This is a genomic window from Kribbella amoyensis, from assembly GCF_007828865.1.
GTDB classification, from domain to species: Bacteria; Actinomycetota; Actinomycetes; order Propionibacteriales; family Kribbellaceae; genus Kribbella; species Kribbella amoyensis.
In genome coordinates this window covers 446,032-468,216 of record NZ_VIVK01000002.1, presented here as the reverse complement: position 1 = coordinate 468,216, position 22,185 = coordinate 446,032, and the positions used below count along the sequence as shown (strand labels likewise).

At 71.3% G+C, this 22,185-nt stretch carries 21 protein-coding genes and 1 tRNA gene; 9 read left to right on the top strand and 13 right to left on the bottom strand.

Features of this window, described 5'->3' with window-relative positions; all coding sequences use genetic code 11:
- Window positions 1–155: 155 nt before the first annotated feature.
- The 8 genes from thrB to FB561_RS32460 form a co-directional block, all read right to left on the bottom strand.
- A complete protein-coding gene (gene thrB, locus FB561_RS32495) occupies window positions 156–1,088 on the bottom strand; it encodes a homoserine kinase (protein ID WP_145813860.1) in 933 nt (310 codons plus the stop codon).
- A 1-nt stretch (window position 1,089) separates the two neighbouring features.
- Window positions 1,090–2,154: a threonine synthase gene (thrC, locus tag FB561_RS32490; RefSeq protein WP_145813859.1), complete on the bottom strand. Its 1,065-nt coding sequence runs from the start codon at window positions 2,152–2,154 to the stop codon at window positions 1,090–1,092.
- Window positions 2,155–2,156: 2 nt separating this feature from the next.
- The gene (locus FB561_RS32485) at window positions 2,157–3,455 is read right to left on the bottom strand and encodes a homoserine dehydrogenase (protein ID WP_145813858.1); all 1,299 of its coding nucleotides are present in this window, start codon (window positions 3,453–3,455) and stop codon (window positions 2,157–2,159) included.
- Entirely contained in the window at window positions 3,452–4,855 is a 1,404-nt protein-coding gene (gene lysA / locus FB561_RS32480) for a diaminopimelate decarboxylase (RefSeq protein ID WP_145813857.1), read from the bottom strand. The genes FB561_RS32485 and lysA overlap by 4 nt, the downstream gene beginning before the upstream one ends.
- Window positions 4,852–6,510 carry an arginine--tRNA ligase gene (gene argS, locus FB561_RS32475; protein WP_145813856.1) on the bottom strand — a complete coding sequence of 553 codons (1,659 nt, stop codon included), beginning with the start codon at window positions 6,508–6,510 and terminating at the stop codon, window positions 4,852–4,854. Before argS ends, lysA begins: the two co-directional genes overlap by 4 nt.
- A gap of 69 nt (window positions 6,511–6,579) precedes the next feature.
- Window positions 6,580–7,071: a hypothetical protein gene (locus FB561_RS32470; RefSeq protein WP_145813855.1), complete on the bottom strand. Its 492-nt coding sequence runs from the start codon at window positions 7,069–7,071 to the stop codon at window positions 6,580–6,582.
- A gap of 60 nt (window positions 7,072–7,131) precedes the next feature.
- Window positions 7,132–7,659, bottom strand: coding sequence for a hypothetical protein (locus tag FB561_RS32465; protein ID WP_145813854.1), 528 nt, complete (start codon window positions 7,657–7,659; stop codon window positions 7,132–7,134).
- Between the two features lie 61 nt (window positions 7,660–7,720).
- Window positions 7,721–7,906: a PspC domain-containing protein gene (locus FB561_RS32460; RefSeq protein ID WP_145813853.1), complete on the bottom strand. Its 186-nt coding sequence runs from the start codon at window positions 7,904–7,906 to the stop codon at window positions 7,721–7,723.
- 187 nt (window positions 7,907–8,093) lie between these two features.
- Between FB561_RS32460 and FB561_RS32455 the strand changes: the two genes are divergently transcribed.
- Window positions 8,094–8,165: transfer RNA gene (locus tag FB561_RS32455), tRNA-Arg, on the top strand.
- Between the two features lie 78 nt (window positions 8,166–8,243).
- Here FB561_RS32455 and FB561_RS32450 read toward each other — a convergent pair.
- On the bottom strand, window positions 8,244–9,611 hold the full coding sequence (locus FB561_RS32450) for a DUF2252 domain-containing protein (protein WP_238335262.1): 1,368 nt from the start codon (window positions 9,609–9,611) through the stop codon (window positions 8,244–8,246).
- A 162-nt stretch (window positions 9,612–9,773) separates the two neighbouring features.
- Here FB561_RS32450 and htpX point away from each other — a divergent pair, with 162 nt between their 5' ends.
- On the top strand, window positions 9,774–10,670 hold the full coding sequence (gene htpX / locus FB561_RS32445; protein ID WP_145813851.1) for a zinc metalloprotease HtpX: 897 nt from the start codon (window positions 9,774–9,776) through the stop codon (window positions 10,668–10,670).
- Between the two features lie 5 nt (window positions 10,671–10,675).
- Window positions 10,676–11,239, top strand: a complete 564-nt coding sequence (gene pspAB / locus FB561_RS32440; protein WP_145813850.1) for a PspA-associated protein PspAB — start codon at window positions 10,676–10,678, stop codon at window positions 11,237–11,239.
- Here pspAB and FB561_RS32435 read toward each other — a convergent pair.
- The 3 genes from FB561_RS32435 to FB561_RS32425 are packed head-to-tail and all read right to left on the bottom strand — an operon-like array spanning window position 11,218 to window position 13,537.
- A complete protein-coding gene (locus FB561_RS32435) occupies window positions 11,218–11,862 on the bottom strand; it encodes a maleylpyruvate isomerase family mycothiol-dependent enzyme (RefSeq protein ID WP_145813849.1) in 645 nt (214 codons plus the stop codon). The two genes, pspAB and FB561_RS32435, sit on opposite strands and share 22 nt — an antisense overlap.
- A 52-nt stretch (window positions 11,863–11,914) precedes the next feature.
- Window positions 11,915–13,171 (bottom strand): RNA polymerase sigma factor, encoded by a 1,257-nt coding sequence (locus FB561_RS32430; protein ID WP_145813848.1) that lies wholly within the window; start codon window positions 13,169–13,171, stop codon window positions 11,915–11,917.
- 33 nt (window positions 13,172–13,204) lie between these two features.
- Window positions 13,205–13,537 (bottom strand): YciI family protein, encoded by a 333-nt coding sequence (locus tag FB561_RS32425; protein ID WP_145813847.1) that lies wholly within the window; start codon window positions 13,535–13,537, stop codon window positions 13,205–13,207.
- A 180-nt stretch (window positions 13,538–13,717) separates the two neighbouring features.
- On the opposite strand from FB561_RS32425, the gene zwf reads away from it, so the two are divergent.
- The gene (gene zwf / locus FB561_RS32420; protein WP_145813846.1) at window positions 13,718–15,214 is read left to right on the top strand and encodes a glucose-6-phosphate dehydrogenase; all 1,497 of its coding nucleotides are present in this window, start codon (window positions 13,718–13,720) and stop codon (window positions 15,212–15,214) included.
- Between the two features lie 52 nt (window positions 15,215–15,266).
- Here the strand turns inward: zwf and FB561_RS32415 are convergent, their stop codons facing one another.
- On the bottom strand, window positions 15,267–15,866 hold the full coding sequence (locus FB561_RS32415; protein WP_145813845.1) for a TetR/AcrR family transcriptional regulator: 600 nt from the start codon (window positions 15,864–15,866) through the stop codon (window positions 15,267–15,269).
- A 160-nt stretch (window positions 15,867–16,026) separates the two neighbouring features.
- Between FB561_RS32415 and FB561_RS32410 the strand changes: the two genes are divergently transcribed.
- Genes FB561_RS32410 through FB561_RS32390 form a run of 5 tightly spaced genes read left to right on the top strand, consistent with a single transcriptional unit; the run spans window position 16,027 to window position 22,180 of the window.
- On the top strand, window positions 16,027–17,025 hold the full coding sequence (locus FB561_RS32410) for a thiamine pyrophosphate-dependent dehydrogenase E1 component subunit alpha (RefSeq protein WP_170284914.1): 999 nt from the start codon (window positions 16,027–16,029) through the stop codon (window positions 17,023–17,025).
- Window positions 17,012–17,980, top strand: a complete 969-nt coding sequence (locus FB561_RS32405; RefSeq protein ID WP_202880968.1) for an alpha-ketoacid dehydrogenase subunit beta — start codon at window positions 17,012–17,014, stop codon at window positions 17,978–17,980. Before FB561_RS32410 ends, FB561_RS32405 begins: the two co-directional genes overlap by 14 nt.
- 48 nt (window positions 17,981–18,028) lie before the next feature.
- Window positions 18,029–18,973, top strand: a complete 945-nt coding sequence (locus FB561_RS32400) for an alpha/beta hydrolase (protein ID WP_170284913.1) — start codon at window positions 18,029–18,031, stop codon at window positions 18,971–18,973.
- Window positions 18,974–19,028: 55 nt separating this feature from the next.
- Window positions 19,029–20,069, top strand: coding sequence for an NAD(P)H-dependent amine dehydrogenase family protein (locus FB561_RS32395; protein WP_145813841.1), 1,041 nt, complete (start codon window positions 19,029–19,031; stop codon window positions 20,067–20,069).
- Entirely contained in the window at window positions 20,066–22,180 is a 2,115-nt protein-coding gene (locus FB561_RS32390) for a hydantoinase/oxoprolinase family protein (protein WP_145813840.1), read from the top strand. The genes FB561_RS32395 and FB561_RS32390 overlap by 4 nt, the downstream gene beginning before the upstream one ends.
- Window positions 22,181–22,185 lie beyond the last annotated feature (5 nt).

The following is a 22,185-nucleotide window of genomic DNA, read 5'->3' as shown; positions in this document are numbered from 1 at the left end:
ACAGGGAGATCGCCACGCACACCTGGGAGCCGGAAGCACTGTCCGGATGCGGCGAGAGGTTCACCGATCGCCTGGAGGGGATCGGGTGAGTCGAGACTAGCACCACTCGGGGTCCTTCTGCTGACTCGAGGGGTACAACGCGTGTCCGGTCCGGATCATTCCGCCGAGGGCGAACTTTCTCCGGACCAGACCTGTACCCCCACTGGATCGATCCCGAGCGGGTACCGCCGCCAGCCGTCGGGCGGCTCCGGAAGGTCACCGCCCGGCTCCGCAGAGGTCTCACCTGGGCCGCCCAGCAACAGGACGGTCGGCCCGGCCCCGCTGATCACAGCGGGCAACCCACTCCCCCGGAGCTTGTGGACCAGCGCAAGGCTCTCCGGCATCGCGGGCTCCCGGTACTCCTGGTGCAGCAGGTCCTCGGTCGCCGTCAGCAGCAACTCCGGCCGCCCCGTGATCGCCGCGACCAGCAGCGCGGCCTTGCCCGCGTTCGCCGACGCCTCGGCATGCGGTACGGCGGTCGGCAGCAGTCCCCGCGCCTCCTTGGTGAGCACCCGCGTCCCCGGGACGTACGCCCAGGCCCGCAATCCGGTGACCGCGTCCAGCCGGATCGCCCGACCCGCATCGCCCTCGGTCCACGCCACGGTGAATCCGCCGAGCGCGCAGGCGGCAACGTTGTCCGGATGGCCCTCGAGCTCGTGCGCCAGCGCGACCAGCTTGTCCCGGTCCAACGGAGTCCCGGTCAGTCCGTACGCCGCCGCGAGGCCGCCGACGATCGCGGCCGAGGAGGACCCGAGCCCGCGGCCGTGCGGGATCCTGTTCTCGCAGAGCAGGCTGAACCCGGGCACATCGGCGCCGAGCGACTCCAGCCCGGCCCTGATCGCCCGGACCACCAGGTGCGACTCGTCCAGCGCCACCTCGCCGGCGCCCGAGCCGATCACCTCGACCCGGACCCCGGACTCGGCCGGCACCACCGTCAGCTCGTCGTACAGGGTGAGCGCGAGCCCGAACGCGTCGAACCCGGGTCCGAGGTTCGCGCTCGTGGCCGGTACCCGGACCCGGACAGCCTCGGCGGCCGGCCCGGGGGTCATCTCAGACCAGCCCGGCGACGCGGGCGACCTCGTCGGTGTCGGCCGGGGTGACCGGCGACTCGACCGGCAGCGCCGACGACAGCGCGGTGTCGATGTCCTTCAGGCCGTGCCCGGTCACCGTGATGACGACGGTCTGGCCGCCGTCGAGCGTGCCGGCCTCGCGGGCCGCGAGCAGACCGGCGACCCCGGCCGCCGACGCGGGCTCGACGAAGACGCCCTCACGGGCGGCCAGCTCGCGCTGGGCGGACAGGATCTGGTCGTCGCTGACCGCCTCGATCAGGCCGCCCGACTCGTCCCGGGCCGCTTCCGCGAGGGTCCAGGACGCCGGGTTGCCGACCCGGATCGCGGTCGCCTTGGTCTCCGGCCGCTCGACGATCGCGCCGCGCACGATCGGCGCCGCGCCTTCGGCCTGGAAGCCCCACATCCGCGGCGCCCGCGAGGAGACCTTGTCCTTGGCGTACTCCTGATAGCCCTTCCAGTACGCCGCGATGTTGCCCGCGTTGCCGACCGGCAGCACGTGCAGGTCGGGGGCGTCGCCGAGCGCGTCGCAGACCTCGAACGCGGCCGTCTTCTGGCCTTCCAGCCGGACCGGGTTGACCGAGTTCACCAGCGCGACCGGGTAGTTCTTGCCGAGTTCGCGGACGATCCGCAGGCAGTCGTCGAAGCCGCCGTCGATCGAGACCAGCTTGGCGCCGTGCACGATCGCCTGGGCCAGCTTGCCCTTGGCGATCCGGCCGGCCGGGATCAGGACCAGCGGCAGCATCCCGGCGCGGACGGCGTACGCCGCGGCCGAGGCGGAGGTGTTGCCGGTGGAGGCGCAGACGACCGCCTTGTCCCCGGCCTGCGCGGCCAGCGAGATCGCCAGCGTCATGCCGCGGTCCTTGAACGAACCGGTCGGGTTGTTGCCCTCGACCTTGAGCCAGACCTCGCACCGGGTCTGCTCGCTGAGCCACTGCGCGGCCACCAGCGGCGTCCCGCCCTCGCCGAGCGTGACCACGGGCGTGTCCGTCGAGACCGGAAGCCGGTCGCGGTATTCCTCGATCACGCCTCGCCACTGGTGGGCCATCGCTAGTCTCCTTCTACCCGCATCACACTGCTGACTTCCCGGACGATGTCCATGTCGCGCAGGGTCTCCACGGTCGCGGACAACGCGGCGTCGGTGGCGGTGTGGGTGACCACGACGAGCTGCGCGTCACCGCCCCGGCCCTCCTGGCGGACGGTCTGGATCGACACGTCGTGTTCCGCGAAGGCGTGGGCCACCGCCGCCAGCACCCCGGCCTTGTCGGCCACGTCGAGCGACACGTGGTAGCGGGTCCTCGCGTCCCCCATCGGCCGGACGGCTCGCTGGGTGTACGACGACTCGCCGACCCCCGGCACGCCCTTGAGCCGGTTGCGCGCGGCGGACACGAGATCCCCGAGGACGGCACTGGCCGTCGGGGCGCCGCCGGCACCACGACCATAGAACATCAGCTCGCCGGCCGCTTTGGATTCCACGAAAACGGCGTTGTACGCGTCCCGCACGCTGGCCAGCGGGTGCGCGGCCGGGATCATCGCCGGGTACACCCGGGCGCTGACCGAGTCGGTCGCCTCGTCCAGCTCGCAGATCGCCAGCGACTTCACCACGCAGCCCATCTCCCGGGCCGAGGCGATGTCGGTCGCGGACACCTCGGTGATGCCCTCGCGGTGCACGTCCCCGATCGAGACCCGGGTGTGGAACGCCAGGCTGGCCAGCAGCGCCGCCTTGGCCGCGGCGTCGAAGCCCTCGATGTCGGCGGTCGGGTCGGCCTCGGCGTACCCGAGCGCCTGGGCCTCCTCGAGCGCCTCGTCGAACCCGGCGCCGGTGGAGTCCATCTTGTCCAGGATGTAGTTCGTGGTGCCGTTGACGATGCCCATCACCCGGACCACGTCGTCGCCGGCCAGCGACTCGCGCAACGGCCGCAGGATCGGGATCGCGCCGGCCACGGCGGCCTCGAAGTACAGGTCGCGCTGGTACTTCTCGGCGGCCGCGAACAGCGTCGGGCCGTCCTCGGCGAGCAGCGCCTTGTTCGCGGTGACGACCGAGGCGCCGTGCTCCAGCGCGGTCAGGATGAGGCCACGGGCGGGCTCGATCCCGCCGATCACCTCGATCACCAGGTCCAGGTCGTCGCGGCTCACGAGCACGTGCGCGTCGGTGGTCACCAGCGACGGGTCGACGGCGATGTCGCGCTCGCGGCCGGCCCGGCGGACCGCGATACCGGCGATCTCCAGCGGGGCGCCGACGCGGGCGGCCAGGTCCTCGGCCTGGGTGGTGAGGATCCGGACCACCTCGGTCCCGACCACGCCACAGCCCAGCAGCGCGACCTTCAAGGGTTTGTCTGTCGGTTTCACTCGGCCCCCATGTCCAGGAGGAGCATGTCGTCCTCGGTCTCCCGGCGGACGACGACCCGGGTCCGCCCGTCCTTGACCGCGATCACCGGTGGCCGCGGTACGTGGTTGTAGTTGCTCGCCATCGACCGGCAGTACGCGCCGGTGCCCGGGACGGCGACCAGGTCACCCGGCGTCAGGTCGGACGGCAGGAACTCGTCCTTGACCACGATGTCGCCGGACTCGCAGTGCTTGCCGACCACCCGGGCCAGCGTCGGCTCCGCGCCGGACTGCCGGTTGGCGATCGTGCAGGAGTAGTCCGCGTCGTACAGCGCGGTGCGGATGTTGTCGCTCATCCCGCCGTCGACCGACACGTACGTCCGGGCCGCGCCGGCGTCCAGCGCGACCTCCTTGACCGTGCCGACCGTGTACACCGTGCAGACCGCCGGTCCGACGATCGCGCGGCCGGGCTCGATCGAGACCCGCGGTACCTCGACCCCGAAGGCGCGGCACTCGTGCTCGACGATCTTGCCCATCTCGGTGGCCAGCTGCGCCGGGTCGGACGGATCGTCCTGGGTGGTGTACGCGATGCCGAAGCCGCCGCCCAGGTCGAGCTCGGGCATGTCCACGCCGAGCTCGTCGGAAACCCTTGCGTGCAAGGCGATCACGCGCTTGGCCGCCACCTCGAAGCCGGACGCGTCGAAGATCTGCGAGCCGATGTGGGAGTGCAGGCCGAGCAGTTCGAGCCGGTCCGACTCGTTGACCCGGGCAACGGCTTCGAAGGCGTCGCCGGCGGTGATCGAGAAGCCGAACTTCTGGTCCTCGTGCGCGGTCGCGATGTATTCGTGGGTGTGCGCCTCGACGCCGGCCGTGACCCGGACCATCACCGGGGCGACCACGTCGCGCTCCTGCGCTAGGGCGATCAGCCGGGTGATCTCGTGCTGGGAGTCGACGATGATCCGGCCGACCCCGGCGTCCAGCGCCCGGGCCAGCTCCTGCTCGGACTTGTTGTTGCCGTGGAAGCCCAGCCGCTTCGGGTCCGCGCCGGCCCGCAACGCGACCGCGAGCTCGCCGCCGCTGCAGATGTCGAGGTTGAGCCCCTCCTCCATCACCCAGCGCACGACCGTGGTGCACAGGAACGCCTTGCCGGCGTAGTACACGTCGAAGTCCTTGAAGGCCTGCTTGAACGCGCGCGCCCGGGCCCGGAAGTCGTCCTCGTCCAGCACGTACGCCGGGCTGCCGTGCTCGGCGACCAGGTCACGGACGTCGACCCCGCCGACCACCAGCGCGCCGTCCTCGGTCTTGGTCGCCGTGGCCGACCAGAGCGCCGGGACCAGGTCGTTGACGTCGCGCGGGGAGCGGAGCCAGGACGGACCGCGGTGCCCGATCTCCGCGTGCAGGGCGCCCGCCTCGTGCGCCCTCACATCCGCTCCGGGGCGGAGACGCCGAGCAGGTCGAGCCCGTTGGCGAGGACGGTCCGGGTGGCGCCGACCAGGGTGAGCCGCGCCTTGTGCACCGGCTCGACCTCCTCGTCGCCGCGCGGGAGGACCCGGCAGGAGTCGTAGAACTTGTGGAACGCGGCGGCCGTGTCCTCCAGGTACCGCGCGATCCGGTGCGGCTCGCGCAGCTCGGCGGCGGTCGCGACGATCCGCGGGAACTCGGCCAGCGCGCGGAGCAGGTCGCCCTCGCGCTCGTGACTGAGCAGGCCCGGGTCGAACTCGTCCAGCTTGATCCCGAGGTCGTCGGCGTTGCGCAGGATCGACGCGAGCCGGGCGTGCGCGTACTGCACGTAGTAGACCGGGTTCTCGCTGACCTGACGGGTCATCTCCTCGATGTCCAGCGTCAGTGGCGAGTCGACCGGGTACCGGCACAGCGTGTACCGCAGCGGGTCGACCCCGCCCTCCTCGACCAGCTCGGCCAGCGTGACGATGGTGCCGGCCCGCTTGGACAGTTTCATCTCCTCGCCGCCCTTGAGGATCTTCACCAGCTGGCCGATCAGGATCTCGATGTTGTGCTCGGGGTCGTCGCCGGCACAGGCCGCGATCGCCTTCAACCGGTTCACGTACCCGTGGTGGTCGGCGCCGAGCAGGTAGATGCAGACCTCGAAACCACGCTCGCGCTTGTTCACGTAGTACGCCGCGTCGGAGGCGAAGTACGTCGGCTCGCCGTTGGACCGGATCAGCACCCGGTCCTTGTCGTCGGTGAAGTCGGTGGTCCGCATCCACAGCGCGTCGTCGGCCTCGTACAGGTGGCCCTGGTCGCGGAGCTTGCCGATCGCGTGCCCGACGCCGTCCTGCTCGTGCAGGCTGCGCTCGGAGTACCAGACGTCGAACTTGGTCCGGAAGTGCTCGAGCTGGCCCTGCTGCTCCTGGAGCTGACGCTCGTACCCGGCCTCGCGGAACGCGACCAGCTGCTCGGCCTCGGGCAGCTCGGTGATCCCGGGGACCTCGGCGACGATCCGCGCGGCGAGGTCGTTGATGTACTCACCGTGGTACCCGTCCTCGGGCACCGGCCGCCCGTTCGCGGCGGCGGCCAGGCTGGCGCCGAACTTGTCCATCTGGGCACCGCGGTCGTTGATGTAGAACTCGCGGGTCACGACGGCACCGGCCTTGGTCAGTACCCGGGCCAACGCGTCGCCGACGGCGGCCCAGCGGGTGTGACCCAGGTGCAGCGGGCCGGTCGGGTTGGCCGAGATGAACTCGAGGTCGATCGCCTGGCCCTGGAGGCTGTCACTGCTCCCGTACCGAGCGCCCGCCTCGACGATCTGCGCGGCCACCTGGCCCTGCGCGTCGGCGGCGACCCGGAGGTTGATGAAGCCCGGTCCGGCGATCTCGACCGCGGTGATCGCCGCGTCGTCGCGCAGCCGGGTCGCCAGCAGCTCGGCGAACTGACGCGGGTTCAGCCCGGCGCGCTTGCCGAGCTGCATCGCGACGTTGGTCGCGTAGTCCCCGTGGTCGGGGTTCTTGGGTCGCTCGACCTTCAGCTCGCCCGGCAGCCCACCGTCGACGGTGATGCTGCCGTCGTCGACGAGCGAGGTCAGGGCCGTGAGGATCTTGTCAGCGAGCTGTTCCGGAGTCACCGGCCCAGCCTAATGGGCCGCCCACCCGGCCCCGTCCCCAGCATCCACCGCTCGGAACCGGGCCACCTCTCAACTGGTCCGCAGCCGCAGGATCGCGAGCGGCGGGTTGACCGCGACGGTGGTGATGTCGAGCCCGTTGAGCCGCGACCGGGACCCGGCCCGCTGGCCACTGGCGCTCACGCTGATGTTCGGCGTCCTGCCGCCGAACGCGACACCGGTCGCGGCGACTTTGCTGACCACGAGCGTGGAGAAACCGGCCACGCTGCGCTTCACCGGCACCTTGGACCCGGTCTTCACGTACACCTCGCAGACAGCGTCCCGGCACGCCTGGTAGTCGAACCCGTCCGCCGCCCGCGGCTCAGCGGGCTTAGTCGGGCTCGGCTTACTCGGGCTCGGCGTGGCCGGGCTCTGCGAGGTGGTGGTCGGGGCCGGAGTCGGCGAGGCCGTTGTCGGCGTGCCGACCGGAGCGGCGTCCTGAGCCGTACTGCCGGGGTCGGTCGAGGAGCAGGCCACCAGCGCGAGGAGGAGGGCGGCGCCCGGGAGGAGCCTGAGGGTTCGCATGACAGCAGCCAACCGGAGCCGAGGGTGACCGGCGGGTGATTGCCAGCTTCCTGCCACCGGTCAGTGCGTCGCGGCGACCTCGATCTTGGCGTCGCGGGTGAGCTTGGTGTCCCAGGCGGCCGGTTCGCCGTTGACCTTGACCTGGACGGACTCGCAGGCGTCGCCCAGGCAGGAGCCGTCGTAGCGGACACCCCAGAGCGCGAAGAGCTGTTCGAGAGTGGGCCGTTCGGCGGTGGTCTTCGCCTCCACGTACACCAGGCCGTCGGCGGTGTGGGTGTGGATCGCGGCCTGCTCGGCGCGGACCCGGTCGACGCCGATCCCGGCCGGGACCTCGACGGGCCGGCCGTCGATCGTGACGGTCAGCCGCAGGGTGTACGGGGCCGGGCCGCTGAAGTCGAGCGGCAGCCGTTCCATCCCGGCCTCGTCGATGTACGAGACCGCGTCGCGCGGGGCGTCCCACGGTGGCGGCCCGGTCCGGCTCTCGGCGGGACCGGGCGGCGCCGGGCCGACCTGGCAGGCGCTCACGACCGGGAGCAGGCCCACCAGGGCGGCGGCGATCGCCGCACCCGCCCGGCTCCCCGCTCTCATGGGCAGCAGGGTGTCATGGGCCGCCGGAGCGCCCGGACGCCGGGGCGGGGTACTCGTCGCGTCAGTCTTCCGACGGCATCAGGATCCAGAGCGCGATGTAGATCAGGAACTGCGGGCCCGGCAGCACGCAACTGATCACGAAGATGAGCCGCATCACGTTCGCCGAGATGCCGAAGCGGCGGGCCAGGCCGGCGCAGACACCACCGATCCAGCGGTTGCGGGTCGGACGGACCAAGCTGGTAGCCATGAGGTCAGTTTTCCTTTCAGCTCTTGGGCTTACGACCACTATGACGGGTCCGGCGGCGGCATCGATCCCACCACGCGGCAGACCCAGGGTCGGTTCAGGGAGACCCCTGCCCACGCTCCGTGACGCACCGGGTGGGGGCCGATTCGGGACCTGCCGCATTTCCTGCTACTGTTCTGCTCGTTCCTGAGCCCCCGTAGCTCAGGGGATAGAGCACCGCCCTCCGGAGGCGGGTGCGCAGGTTCGAATCCTGCCGGGGGCGCCTTGTGACAGCAGTGCCCCGGACCTCCTGGTTCGGGGTTTTTTGGTGGCCGACAACGGCTGCCGGGCCGCATCGATCTCAGACTCCGCTCACGGCCTGGACCCGCCCCGACTCCACCGCGGCGGCCAGCGCGCGATGGTCCCGATCGTTCACGTCGGCGTAGCTGACAGCGAATTCGGCGATCGCCTCGTCGAACACCTCGCCCCGGCCCAGGTACCCCGCGATCGCGACCTCGTCGCCACCTCGGCCGTGCGCGCGGGCCAGCGTCCAGCCGCACAGCGCGCCGTACACGCCGAGCCCGCCGTGCGTCAGCTTGGTCGGGTCGATCGCACCCTTCATGTCCCACAGTTGCCGGACGTAGTAGTCCCGTCCGTCGGGGGCTTCGGCCCAGCCGAGGAACGTGTCGGGCAGGGCTTGCAGCAGACACTGACCGCCCACCACCCGCTGCCCGTGGTTCCGCGCTCCGTGGTCGCCCAGGTGGGCCTCGAGGACGCTCGGCTCGGCCTGCTTGATCTGCAGCACCAGCATGTCGTCCGGTCCCTTGCCGCGCAGCAGGACGACGAAGCAGCGGGTCCCGACGCTGCCGACGCCGACCACCTTGCGGGCCAGGTCGACGATCTCGAACTGGTCGAGCAGTGCCTGCCGATCGGACCGCAGACTGGCCCGGTAGCTGTCGACCGTGAACCCGAGCTCGGCGGCCGCCGCGCGGACGTCGTCGGCCGGCCACAGTTCGCGGAGCGGGACCAGCAACGGCGGGCGACTGGCCAGTCGCACATTGCCGCGATAGGGCTCGGCCAGCTTGCCGTACGCGGTCAGGCTGTCCCGCGTCCGCGCCCGGGCGAAGACCTTCTCGAGCCGCCTCGGCGACAACTTCGGCGCCTGGACCCCGAACTCCTTCTCGAGCTGCTCGGCGACCTCGATCAGCTGTTCCGACGACAGATGCAGATACCACAGGTCGAGCGTCGCCAGCCGCGCGAACCCGAGCATCGCCTCCCGGTACCCGCGGACCGTCTGCCGGGCGACGTCGTGCTGCCGGCTCCGCGGGAAGCCGTTCTGCCGGGCCGCGACGGCGACACTCGCGGCCAGCCTCTTCACGTCCCACTCCCACGGCCCGGGCAGCGTCTCGTCGAAGTCGTTGACGTCGAAGATCAGGTCCCGTTCCGGCGAGGCGAACAGACCGAAGTTGGCCAGGTGCGCGTCCCCGCAGGTCTGCACGGTCAGGCCGGTGTCCGGGCTGCCGGCCAGGTCGTTGGCCATGATCGCGGGGCCACCGCGGAAGAACGCGAACGGCGAGGACAGCATCCGCCCGTACCGGACCGGGACCAGGTCCTGCTCCCGGGTCCGCGCCTGGGCCTCGAGCAACTCGATCGGGTCCGGCCGGTCCGCGGCCGGCTCCCAGCACCCGTGCGACCGGCGCGGCAACCGGCGCCGGGCCGCCTTCCCCACGGCCTTCCGATCCTCAGCAGTCCGCCCCCGAGGGCCTCCCCCGCCCATGCCGCCAGACTGGCAGGCCCGCCGGGGATCGGGCAATGGCGCGAACCGCTGGGGTGCGGTTGGGGGCACGGCATACGCTGTCATTCAGGAGTACTGGAGGCGGGGTGTGAACCGATGAAAACGCGCTTCAAGCCCGACCGGGGGCTGTCCCGGCGGATGGTGGCGACCGGGTTCCTGCTCGGGTTGCTCTACGTCGTGTTCGTGGCCGTGCTGATCGCACTGACCCGGAGCGCATTCGTGGCGATCGTGATCGCCGGGGCGCTGCTGTTCGGGCAGTACTGGTTCTCCGACCGGATCGCGTTGTACGCCATGCACGGCAAGGTGGTCACGCCGGAGCAGGCGCCGCAGTTGCACGGCGCGATCGACCGGCTCTGCGCGCTCGCCGACATGCCGAAGCCGACCGTCGCGATCGCCGACTCCGACTTCCCGAACGCGTTCGCGACCGGCCGCAGCCCGAAGAAGGCGGTCATCTGCGTGACCACAGGGTTGCTCCGCCGGCTGGAGCCCGACGAGTTGGAAGGCGTCCTGGCCCACGAGTTGTCGCACGTGGCGCACCGGGACGTGGCCGTGATGACGATCGCCTCGTTCCTCGGGGTGCTGGCCGGCCTGATGACCCGGATCGGCCTGTACGGCGGACTGGGCCGCAACCGCGACCAGAACGCGGCCGTGGTCACGCTGATCGTGGTGCTCGCGTCCGTCGTCGTCTACGCCGTCTCGTTCCTGCTCACCAGACTGCTGTCGCGGTACCGGGAGCTGGCCGCGGACCGGGCGTCCGCGGTGCTCACCGGGCGGCCGTCGTCGCTGGCGTCCGCGCTGACCAAGGTGAGCGGCGACATCGCCCAGATCCCGACCCGCGACCTGCGCCAGGCGCAGGCGTTCAACGCGTTCTTCTTCGCGCCCGCGCTGAAGCCGGGAGCGAGCTTCGGCAAGCTCTTCGCCACCCACCCGCCGCTCGAACAACGACTGGACCAGCTGGCCGGCATCGCCCGCGAGCTCGGCCGGCCCGGGTGATGCGGATGCGCTTCCTGGACGCACTCCTCGGCCGTACCAAACCAGTCCCCCCGAATCTCGACCAGCTGTTCGCCCTCCCGGCCGCCGCGCTCAACCTGCAGGCGGCCACCGGGTACGCCCCGACCGGCGTCGGCGCGGTCTGCTTCAAGGCGGCCGAGGGCGGTGGCTTCTCCGCGCTGCAGGGCGAGGTCGACCAACTACTTGCCCTGGACAACGGCAAGTACAGCAGCCAGGTCGACTCGTACGGCTTCACCTGGCTGGTCCGGCAGACGACCGCGGAGGACACGGCCGGGCTGGTCACGGATCTCCACTCGGTCAACAGCGCGCTGGTCGACGACGGTTTCGGCTCGGCCCTGCTCTGCACCCTGGTCGCCTTCAGCAACGGCACCAAGTCCCTCGGCCTCGTCTACCTGTACAAGCAAGGCACCTGGTACCCGTTCGCCCCGACCGGCCCGGATCGCCGCGACAACACCGTCGAACTGCAGATCCGCTCCGTGGTCACGGACGACCTCCGCATCGAGCCCGACCTGGCCCGCTGGTTCCCCGTCTACGGCGCTCCCGGCCTCTGACCGACGCCTCCGGTGAAGCGGGCCGCCTCGGTACCGGTGAGGCGGCCGGCGGGGAGGGTTCGTCCGCAGACGGCGAGCAGAAGGTCCTGCGCGCGGCCGGTGACGGGTTCGCCGGTGCCGTAGGTCCAGTCGAGGTCGGTGGCTCGCAGCTGGATGCCGGCCAGGTCGACGCCGAAGTACTTGACGCTCCGGCGGTCGGTGCCGTCGAGGACGAGGCGGAGCCGGTCGAGCGGTACGACGCGGTCGAGGCCCAGGCCGACGGTGATGTCGAGGCCGTGGACGACGTCATGGGACAGCGCTGCTTCGGGTCCGCTTCCAGGTGGTTTCCACGGGTGGTTCACGTTGTCACGCAGTGAGGTGACCAGGTCCCCTGCGGACAACGTGGCCGCGTCCTTGCGGGCGGCGCGGTCGGCGAAGCGGTTGAAGTTGCCCCGGGCCCGTAAGACGCCTCGGAGCACGGCGGCCCCGGAGTACCGGTAGGGCATGGTGAGGTGGGCCACCACCTCACGGACGCGCCATCCCGCGCACAGGGTGGGGCGGTCCCAGTCGTCGGCGGGCAGGGTGGCGAGCAGGCCGGCGAGGTCGGTGCGTTCGCCGGCGATGGCCGCTCTGATGTCTGTCATCGCAGTCTCCTCTCACCCCACCGACGAACGGCGACCGCGGCGACGGACAGGTTCAGGTCACCTCGGCCAGCCGCCGGCGCAGGTACCGGCGTTCCGCGTCGGTGCCGGCCAGGTCGATCGCCGCCCGGTACGCGTCCGCGGCCTCGGTCGTCCGGCCGAGGCGGCGGAGGAAGTCGGCCCGGGTCGCGGGCAGCAGGTGGTACCCGGCGAGCGGGCCGGCGGCGAGGTCGTCCAGCAGGCGCAGGCCGATCGCGGGCCCGTCGGCCAGGCCGATCGCGACCGCGCGGTTCAGCGCGACCACCGGCGTCTGGTCCAGCTGGGCGTACAGCGCGGCGATCTGCGGCCAGTCGGTGTCGGCCGCCGTCCGCGCGGTGGCGTGACAGGCGGCGATCGCGGCCTGCACCTGGTACGGCCCGGGCCGGCCTCGCCGGAGTGTTGCCGTGAGCAAGGATTCGGCGGCGGCGATCTCGTCCAGGTGCCAGCGGGTGCGGTCCTGCTCGTCGAGCGGGACGAGTTCGCCGTCGGGCGTGGTCCGGGTGTCGCGGCGGGCCGTGTGCAGGAGCATCAGGGCGAGCAGACCGGCGGCTTCGGGCTCGTCAGGCATGAGGTCGGTGAGCAACCTGGTCAGGCGAATCGCCTCGTCGGCCAGGCTCCGCCGGACCAGGTCGGCCCCGGCACTCGCGGAGTACCCCTCGTTGAACAACAGATACAGCACAGCCAGTACTGCGGGGGTCCGCTCGGGCAGCAGGTGATCGGGCGGCACCCGGTACGGGATACCGGCGTGCTGGATCTTCCGCTTGGCTCGGGTGAGCCGTTTCGACATCGCCTCCTCCCCCACCAGGAAGGCGCGCGCGATCTCCGCCGTGCTGAGACCGGCCAGGGTCCGCAACGTCAGCGCGACGCGGGCCTCCATCGCCAGCGCCGGGTGGCAACAGGTGAACATCAGCCGCAGCCGGTCGTCCCGGACAGCACTGTCGTCGGTCGGGGCGCGCAGGGTACCGCCGTCGGCCGCGGCGAGTTCGTCGTCCGGGTCGGTCATCGCAGCTACCTCCCGTAGCTTCGCCGCGCCGACCGCCTCCCGGCGCAGTACGTCCATCGCCTTGTTCCGCGCCGTCGTGGTCAGCCAGGCACCGGGGCGGTCCGGGATCCCGTCCTCCGGCCAGCGGCGCAACGCGGTGGCGAACGCCTCCTGCGCGCACTCCTCGGCCAGCTCCCAGTCCCCCGTCAGCCCGATCAGCGTGGCGACCACCTGGCCCCACTCGTCCCGGAACACGTGGTCGAGCCGGTCACCGACCGACGGCCCACTCACGGGTGTCCTCGCACGTCCGCTCCGCCGCCTCGCTCAGACCGGCGGCCCGGCGAGCAGCGGGCGGATCTCGATCGTCCCGTACCCCGCGGCCGGGTGCTTCGCCGCGATCTCGATCGCCTCGTCCAGGTCGGCGCAGTCGATCAGTACGAAGCCGCCGATCTGCTCCTTCGTCTCCGCGAACGGCCCGTCCGTCAGCAGCAACTCGCCGGAGCGCACCCGGACCGTGGTCGCCTCCGACGGCGGCCGCAGCCCGGCGCCACCCTCGACGACACCACGGCTCTCCATCTCCTCCGACCAGTCACCGCAGCCGTCCTGGGCGTGTGCCTCGGCCGACTCGTCCCCGCAGATCAACAGCAGGTACTTCACGCGATCTCCTCTCCTCACCCCACCGACGAACAACCGGACACCGATCGGACACCTTCCACAGTAGAAGTTTCCGGGTTGTCCACAGCCCCGAGTTGCCGCCGGGTTCCCGGTTGGCCGGCGGCGTACAGTTTCGGGTGAGCGGCCGCCGCGGGCGCGGATCGTCGGAGGAAGGATCGTCGGATGCCGGACAGTACCCAGACCATCGCGTACCCGGCGCCGGGATCGCGGCCTGCCCGGCGTGACCCGGACCCGCTCGCCCCGCACGTGATCGTGTTGTTCGGCGCCACCGGTGACCTGGCCAAGCGGAAACTGCTGCCGGGCCTGGCGTACCTGCAGCAGTCCCGGTTCGCGCCCGACGTGCGGATCATCGGGACGGCGACCGAGCCGCTCAGCACCGAGGAGTTCCGGGCCCGCGCCCGGGTCGCGGTGGAGACCTACGGGATGCACAAGCTGACCGAGGAGCAGTTCGCCCAGTTCGCCGAGCGGCTCGAGTACGTCTGCCGCGACGAAGGGCCGGACGCGCTGGCGATGGCGGTGAAGAAGGCGGAGGCGCTGCTCGGCCCGGACACCTGCCGGCTGCACTACCTGTCCGTCCCGCCGAAGGCCGCGCGCTCGGTGATCGAGATGCTCCGCGACGCCGACCTGGTGGACCGGGCCCGGGTGGTGATGGAGAAGCCGTTCGGCGACGACCTGGCCACCGCGGTCGAGCTGAACTCGTTCGTGCACGAGACGTTCGCCGAGGAGCAGATCTTCCGGATCGACCACTTCCTCGGCAAGGAGGCGGCGCAGAACATCCTCGCCTTCCGGTTCGCCAACGGCCTGTTCGAGCCGATCTGGAACCGCAACTTCATCGACCACGTGCAGATCGACATCCCCGAGTCGCTCGGTCTGGACCAGCGGGCCACCTTCTACGAGCCGACCGGCGCGTTCAAGGACATGGTGGTCACGCATGTCCTGCAGGTGCTCGCTTTCGTCGCGATGGAGCCGCCGACCGCGCTGGAGCCGCGGGCGATCTCGGAGGAGAAGAACAAGGTCTTCAGGTCGATGCTGCCGATCCACCCGGCCGACGTGGTCCGCGGCCAGTACGCCGGGTACCGGACCGAGGAGGGGGTCGCGCCGGACTCGGACACCGAGACGTTCATCGCGATGAAGGTCGGCATCGACAACTGGCGCTGGGCCGGCGTGCCGTTCTACCTGCGCACCGGCAAGCGGCTGGCCGAGGGGATGCGGATCATCTCGATCGCGTTCAAGGAGGCGCCGAAGACGATGTTCCCGGCCGGCTCCGGGGTCGGCTCGCAGGGCCCGGACCACCTGACCTTCGACCTGGCCGACTCGTCCCGCGTCTCGCTGTCGTTCTACGGCAAGCGGCCCGGCCCGGGGATGCGGCTGGAGAAGCTGTCGATGCAGTTCTCCACCCAGGAGACCGAGTCGGCGGCCGACGTGCTGGAGGCGTACGAGCGGCTGATCCTGGACGCGATGCGCGGCGACCACACCCTCTTCACCACGGCCGAGGGCATCGAGTCGCTGTGGGAGCGGTCCACCCCGCTGCTGGAGGACCCGCCGCCGGTCAAGCCGTACCCGCAGGGCACCTGGGGACCGAACGCGATCCACCAGCTGATCGCCCCGCACGCCTGGCGCCTCCCGTTCGAACGTGAATGGCGCGAGGGCAAACGCTGACGCCGGGGTCTCAGGAAGACGGGTGGCGAGGGCAACCTGCTGATGGCGGTGGTCAGGAGCGGGGACGGCGGAGGTTGTCGAGCGCCTCGGTGAGGGCGGTGTCGAGGTAGTCGATCCGCTGGGTCGCGACCAGCATCGTCGCACCACCGGTGACCGCGGTGAGGATCGTGACCGCCGACTTCCGTACGTCCACGTCGGTACCGATCTCGCCGCTGTCCTTGAGCGCCTGCACACCCTTCATCAGGTAGTCCAGCCAGCGATCCAGCAGGTCCCCCACGATCTGCTGCCGTTCCTCAGTGGGCAACCCGAGCTGCGCGGTCAGCGTCGACAGCGAGCACCCGTCACGCTGCGCGGCGTACCGCTGGATCACCCGGCGCCGCCACGCCTGCCACTTGCGCCAGGTAGTGAGGTCGCCGAGGTGCGGCAACTGCTCCTCGATCACCTGGTCCGCCTCGTATCGCGCGACCGCCAGCAGAAGATCGGCCTTGCCGTCCGGGAAGTAGTGGAAGAGCTGGCTCTTGCTCGTCGAGGTCACCGCGCGGATGTCGTCCAGCCCGACGGCCGCGACCCCGTCCCGCCGGACCAGCCCGGCGGCGCCTTCGACGATCCGCTGCCGGGTCGCCTGCCCCTTGGCCGTCAGCACGCGTTCCATCCAGCCACCCTACTTTGGACCCACCGGTCCAACCAGCCACGCGACCCGGTCCTTGGCCCAGCCACTGCCGCCCCCGGGGTGGCTCGCCGGGTGCTTGACAGATCGCCCACCCCGGCGAAACACTATGCGAGCAGATGCACGCATAGTGAGCAGGAGTTCCATGGAGCCCACAGCGCTGGACGAGCTGGCCGAGCTGTACCGGTCGATGCTGCTGATCCGTTCGGTCGAGCTCGCGATCGAGAAGTCCCATCGGGCCGGGAAGATCGCGGGTTCCTTCCACTCGTCGCTGGGGCAGGAGTCCTGCGCGGCCGGCGTGTGCGCGAATCTGCGGCGATCCGACGTGGTGACCAGCACCCACCGCGGCCACGGCCACGCCCTGGCGAAGGGGGTCAGCGCGGAGGCCGTGCTGGCCGAACTCTTCAAGAAGACGCACGGCACCAGCGGGGGCCGCGGCGCCTCGATGCACCTGCACGACCGCAGCGTCGGCTTCTTCGGTGAGACAGCGATCGTCGCCGGCGGCGTGCCCTGGGCGGCCGGGGCAGCCTGGGCCTTCAAGCGGCAGGGCCGCGACGACATCGCCGTCTCCTTCGGTGGCGACGGGGCGTTCGCGAACGGGGTGTTCACGGAGACGCTGCGGCTGGCGAGGTTCTGGTCCGCGCCGTGCTTGTTCGTCTGCGAGAACAACGGCTGGGCGCATTCGATGCCGGTCGAGCGGCTCTTCGGGCCGCCCGGCAGCATCGCGGCCCAGGTCGCGGCGATGGGACTGCGCGCGGAGGTTGTCGACGGCAAGGATGTGCGGGCCGTGAGCGAGATCAGCAAGGAACTGGTCGAGTACACCCGGTCCGGCCGGCCGGCCTTCCTGGAGTGCGTCGTCTACCGGGTCCGGGCGCACAGCATCAACGATGCCGACTACCGCTATCGCCCGAAGACCGACGGCACCGACTGGCTGAGCGCCAACGACCCGCTCGCGGCGGCTCGCCGGCTCGTCGAACAGCACCACCCCGGTCGCGCGGCCGGCATCGACGAAGAGGTCGCGGGCCTCGTCGCGCTCGCTCTGCAAAGCGCCGAGGCCGGCCAGTCACCGCACCCGAGGACGGCGTTCGAGACCGTCTATGCCACGAAGGGACTGGAGTGGAATGGACACCTTGAAGTTCGCTGAGGCGATCAGAGCGGCGATCGACGCCGAGCTGTCCGCGGACCAGTCGGTCGTCGTGCTCGGCGAGGAGGTCGGCGCGCTCGGTGGCGTGTTCACGGTGACGAAGGGCCTGGTGGACAAGTACGGCGAGGACCGGGTGCTGGACTCGCCGATCTCCGAGGGGGCGCTGGCCGGCTTCGCGGCCGGCGCCGCCACCGCGGGGATGCGCCCGATCGTCGAGATCATGTTCTCCGATTTCGTGATGCTGGCGATGGACCAGCTGGTCAACTTCGCCGCGAAGATCCATTACATGAGCAACGGCCAGTTCTCGGTTCCGCTGGTGGTCCGGCTGCCCGGTGGGGCCGGCACCAATCACGGGCCGCAGCACAGCCAGGCGCTCGAAAGCTGGTTCGCCCAGACGCCCGGCCTGATCGTCGCGATGCCCAGCACCCCGTCGGACGCGTACTGGATGCTGCGCGAAGCCGTCCGGCTGGACGACCCGGTGATGTTCTTCGAGAACAAGAACCTGTACTTCCGGCTGGCCGAGGAGATCGATCCGGCCGAGGGACCGCGGGGCCTGCGCGCCGCCGTCCGCCGGCCCGGTGACGACGTCACGATCGTGTCGGCCGGCCGGATGGTCGGCGCCAGCCTCGAGGCCGCCGACCTGCTGGCCGAGGCCGGCTTCTCCATCGAGGTCGTCGACATGCGGTACCTGTGGCCGCTGGACTACGGCACGGTCGCGGCCTCGGTCCGCAAGACGTCCAAGCTGGCCGTGGTCTACGAAGCGGTCGAGTACGGCGGCTGGGGCTCGGAGATCGCGAGCTGGGCCGCGCGCGACCTGTTCACCGACCTGGACGGGCCGATCCACCGGATCGGTACGCACCGGGTGCCGATCCCGGTCGGCGTTCCGCTCGAGGAGGCCATCGTGCCGACCCCGGCCACCATCTTCGAGTCCGTCCTCGAACTCGCCAAGTACTGACCATCCCCGGCCGCCCCGACCGCTGACTCGCTCCTGGAGGGAAAGACCGTGACCCAGCAAGACCAGTCCGGGCGGACCGACCTGTCCGACGCCGAGCACCTGACCTTCGACTCCGACGGCCACCGTCTGTCCGCCTTGTTCTTCCGCCCGGACGGCGAGGGGCCGTTCCCGGTCGTCGTCCTGGCCGGCGGCTGGTGCTACGTCAAGGAGCTCGCCCAGCCGACGTACGCGCGGGCGCTGGCCCGGGCCGGCATCGCCGCGCTGGTCTTCGACTACCGCTCCTTCGGCGGTAGCGAGGGCGAGCCGCGGCAGCACATCGACCCGCACGAGCAACTGGCCGACTACCGCAACGCCATCGACTACGTCGAGCAGCGGCCGGAGGTCGACCCGGACCGGCTCGGCGTCTGGGGGATCTCCTACAGCGGCGGCCACGTCCTCGTCCTCGGCGCGATCGATCCCCGGGTCCGGGCCTTGTGCGGCATCGTGCCGGTCACCGACGGCTACCAGAACATGCGGCTCGCGCACGGCACGCTGGGGTTCCGCCGGTTCCAGGCCGCGCTGCTGGCGGCCCGGCGACTCCGGGCCCGCACCGGCGAGGTCACCTACCTCCCCCATCAGCCGAGCGAGGAGGGCGGGCCGGCGACCTGGCCGTTCCCGAAGAGCAAGCAGACCTTCGCCGCGCTGAAGGAACGCGAGGCGCCGGCGTACCGCGGCGAGGCCACCGCGGAGTCGTCCGACCTGCTGCTCGGCTACAGCGTCTTTCCCTACCTCCGCCGGCTGCTCGGCAAGCCCACCATGCTGGTGGTTGCCGAAGGCGACGATCACACCCACTGGGACCTGGCGCTGGCCGCCTACGACCAGATCCCGGGCGACACCAAGCTGCTGCTGCGGATCTCCAACGCCGACCATCTGACCTTGTACGCCGACCGGGACCGGCAGAGCGTGGTGGCCGACCGGGTCGCCGCCTTCTTCACCGAGCACCTGACGGCCTGAGCCAGTCGCCTCTTCCGCAGGCCGGCTCCGAACACGTTGAGAGGAAGTACTCGTTGTGACTGACGTGAAGATCGGACTCTGCGGTCTCGGCAGCATCGGCAAGGCCGCTGCCCGGCTGCTGATCGATCACCGCTCCGGGATCGACGTGGTGGCCGCGATCACCAAGGATCCCGCCGACATCGGCCGGCCGCTCGGCGAGGTCGCCGCCAGTTCGGCGCCGCACGACCTGGTCGTCGGGGAGGATCTCGACGCGCTGCTGGCGACCCGGCCCGACCTGGTCCTGTTCGCCACCGGCTCCTTCCTGGCCCGGACCACCGACGACATCGTGAAGGTCGCCGCGGCCGGGGCCGACCTGATCTCGCCGTGCGAGGAACTGGCCTTCCCTTTCACCCGGGACGCCGAGGCGGCCCGGCGCATCGACCAGGCCGCCCGAACGGCCGGCGCCACCGTCCTGGGCACCGGGGTCAATCCGGGATTCATGTTCGACTCCTTCCTGGCCGCGGCGTCCGGCTGCAGCTGGGACGTCGCCGGGGTGACCGGTCGCCGCGTCGTCGATGTGGCCGGTTTCGGGCAGAACATCCACCGACGGCTGGGGATCGGCTATACCGCCGAGGAGTTCGAGGCCGGTCACGCCGACGGCACGATCGCCGGCCACGTCGGCTTTCCCGAGTCGGTGGCCCTCATCGCCGAACGGTTCGGCTGGACCCTGGACGGGCCGGTCGTGGAGACCTTCGAGCCGATGGTCGCGCGGACCGACGCGCCCTCGAACTACGGCGGCGTACCGGCCGGGCGGACCGAAGGCTTCGTCCAACGGGCGGTCGGCACGGTCGAGGGCCGGCCGATGGTGCGGCTGGAGCTGATCCTGCACCTGCGACCGGCCGCCGAAGGCCTGGCGGCCGAGGACACGTTCTCGATCGGCGGGGTGCACCCTGTTCAGGTGACGATCTCGCCGGGAATGGACGCGATTCCGGCGACGGCGGCCCAACTGGTGAACAGCATCCCGGCGGTGCTCGGCGCCGCGCCCGGCCTGAGGACCGTCAACGACCTCCCGGCCGCGGCGGCCTGGACCCAGCTGGAAGCGGTGGTGCGGCGATGAGGTTCGCAGTGGACACCGGCGGCACCTTCACCGACCTCGTGATCGAGGACGCCGAAGGGCTGGCCCTGTACAAGAGCCCGACCGTGCCGTCCGATCCGGTCCGGGGAATCCTGGACGCGTTCGAGGTGGCCGCGAGCCAGCGCGGGACGACGACGGACGAACTGCTGAACGCCGGGTCGATGCTGTTCCACGGCACGACCCGCGGCCTGAACGCGGTCCTCACCGGTCAGGTCGCCCGGACCGCGTTGCTGACCACGGCCGGGCATCCCGACGTGTTGCTGCTGCGCGAGGGGGGCCGGGTCGGCATCTTCGACCAGCGGCGCGCCTACCCCGAGCCCTACGTGCCGAGGTCCCTGACCTTCGAGCTGGACGAGCGGATCGATGCCCAGGGCCGGATCGTCCGGTCCCTGGACGAGGATCACCTGGTCGCCGTCGCGGACCGGCTCCGCGCGGCCGAGGTGGAGGCGGTCGCGGTCTGCCTGCTCTGGTCGATCGTGAATCCTCAGCACGAGGAACTCGCCGGGAAGGTGCTGGCCCGCGAGCTGCCGGACGTCGCCCTCACCTTGTCCCATCAGCTGAACCCTTGTCTGCGGGAGTACCGGCGGGCGTCATCGGCCGCGATCGACGCGTCGCTGAAACCGTTGATGACGAGCTACATCGCCGGACTCCGGTCCCGCCTGACCGCGGCGGGCTTCGCCGGCCGGCTGCTGATGATGACCTCGTCGGGTGGCGCTCTGGACGCCGCCGACGTCGCCGGCGCCCCGATCCACTCGCTGAATTCCGGGCCGTCGATGGCGCCGGTGGCCGGCCGGTTCTTCACCGCGCACGACGCCGAGTCCGAGGTGGCGATCGTGGCCGACACCGGCGGTACCAGCTACGACGTCAGCCTGGTCCGCGACGGCCGGATCCCGTGGACCCGCGAGTCGTGGATCGGGCCGCCGTTCCAGGGCCACATGACCGGGTTCCCGTCCGTCGACGTCCGGAGCGTGGGCGCCGGCGGGGGAAGTATCGCCCACGTCGACGCCGGTGGACTGCTGCACGTCGGGCCGGAAAGCGCCGGCGCGGTGCCGGGACCGGCGTGTTACGGCCGCGGCGGAACCCGGCCGACGGTCACCGACGCCTGCCTCGTCCTCGGCTATCTCGATCCGGACTTCTTCCTCGGCGGCCGGTCCGGCCTGGACCCGGAGGCCGCGCGGCAGGCGATCGCCGAGCATGTCGCCACCCCACTCGGCCTGCCGGTCGTGGAGGCAGCCGCCGCGATCTACGAGCTCGCCACCGAGCACATGGTCGGCGCCATCGAAGAGATCACCAGCCACCAGGGGGTCGACCCGTCCCGGGCGGTGCTGGTCGGCGGCGGCGGCGCGGCCGGGTTCAACGCTGTGGCTATTGGCAACCGATTGCGCTGCCCCGAGGTGATCGTGCCGCTGATGGGACCGGCGCTGTCGGCGGCCGGCGCGCTGATCTCCGAGCTGTCGCGCGGCTTCGAGATCAACGCCAAGACCCGCAGCGACGACTTCGACCGGTCCCGCGTCGGCGCGGCGCTGAGCGGGCTGGCCGACCTGGCCGCCGAGTTCGTCGCCGGGGCCGGCGACCAGATCCTGGCCGGCGAGGTCGAGTACGCGATGGAGGCCCGCTACCCGAACCAGGTGTGGACCCTGCAGGTCCCGATCAGGCCGGAGCAGGCCCAGGACGACGCTGGGGTGCGGGCACTGGTCGAGGCGTTCCACACCGCGCACGAGGAGACCTTCGCGGTGGCCGACCGCGGCTCGCCGATCGAGATCGAGAGCTGGCACGTCCGGGCCCGGTGCCGGTTGAGCGAACCCCGGTTGCCGGCCCTGCCCGCTCCTCCGGCCGACGGTGAGCAGCTCCGCCACCGCGACATCTACCTGATCGGCCACGGCTGGGTACCGGCCGAAGTCTGGCGGCTGACCGATCTGCCGCCCGGCGAGCCCCGGCAGGGACCAGCGGTGGTCGAGACCAGCAGCACCGCCATCGTCGTGGACGCCGGCGCCCGCTTCACCCGCCGGCCGTCCGGCACCCTGCACGTCGTACCCCGCACCGCGCGGGACCGAGCCGGGTCACCGGTCAGCTCGACCTGGGAAGGAGCGTGACCCCG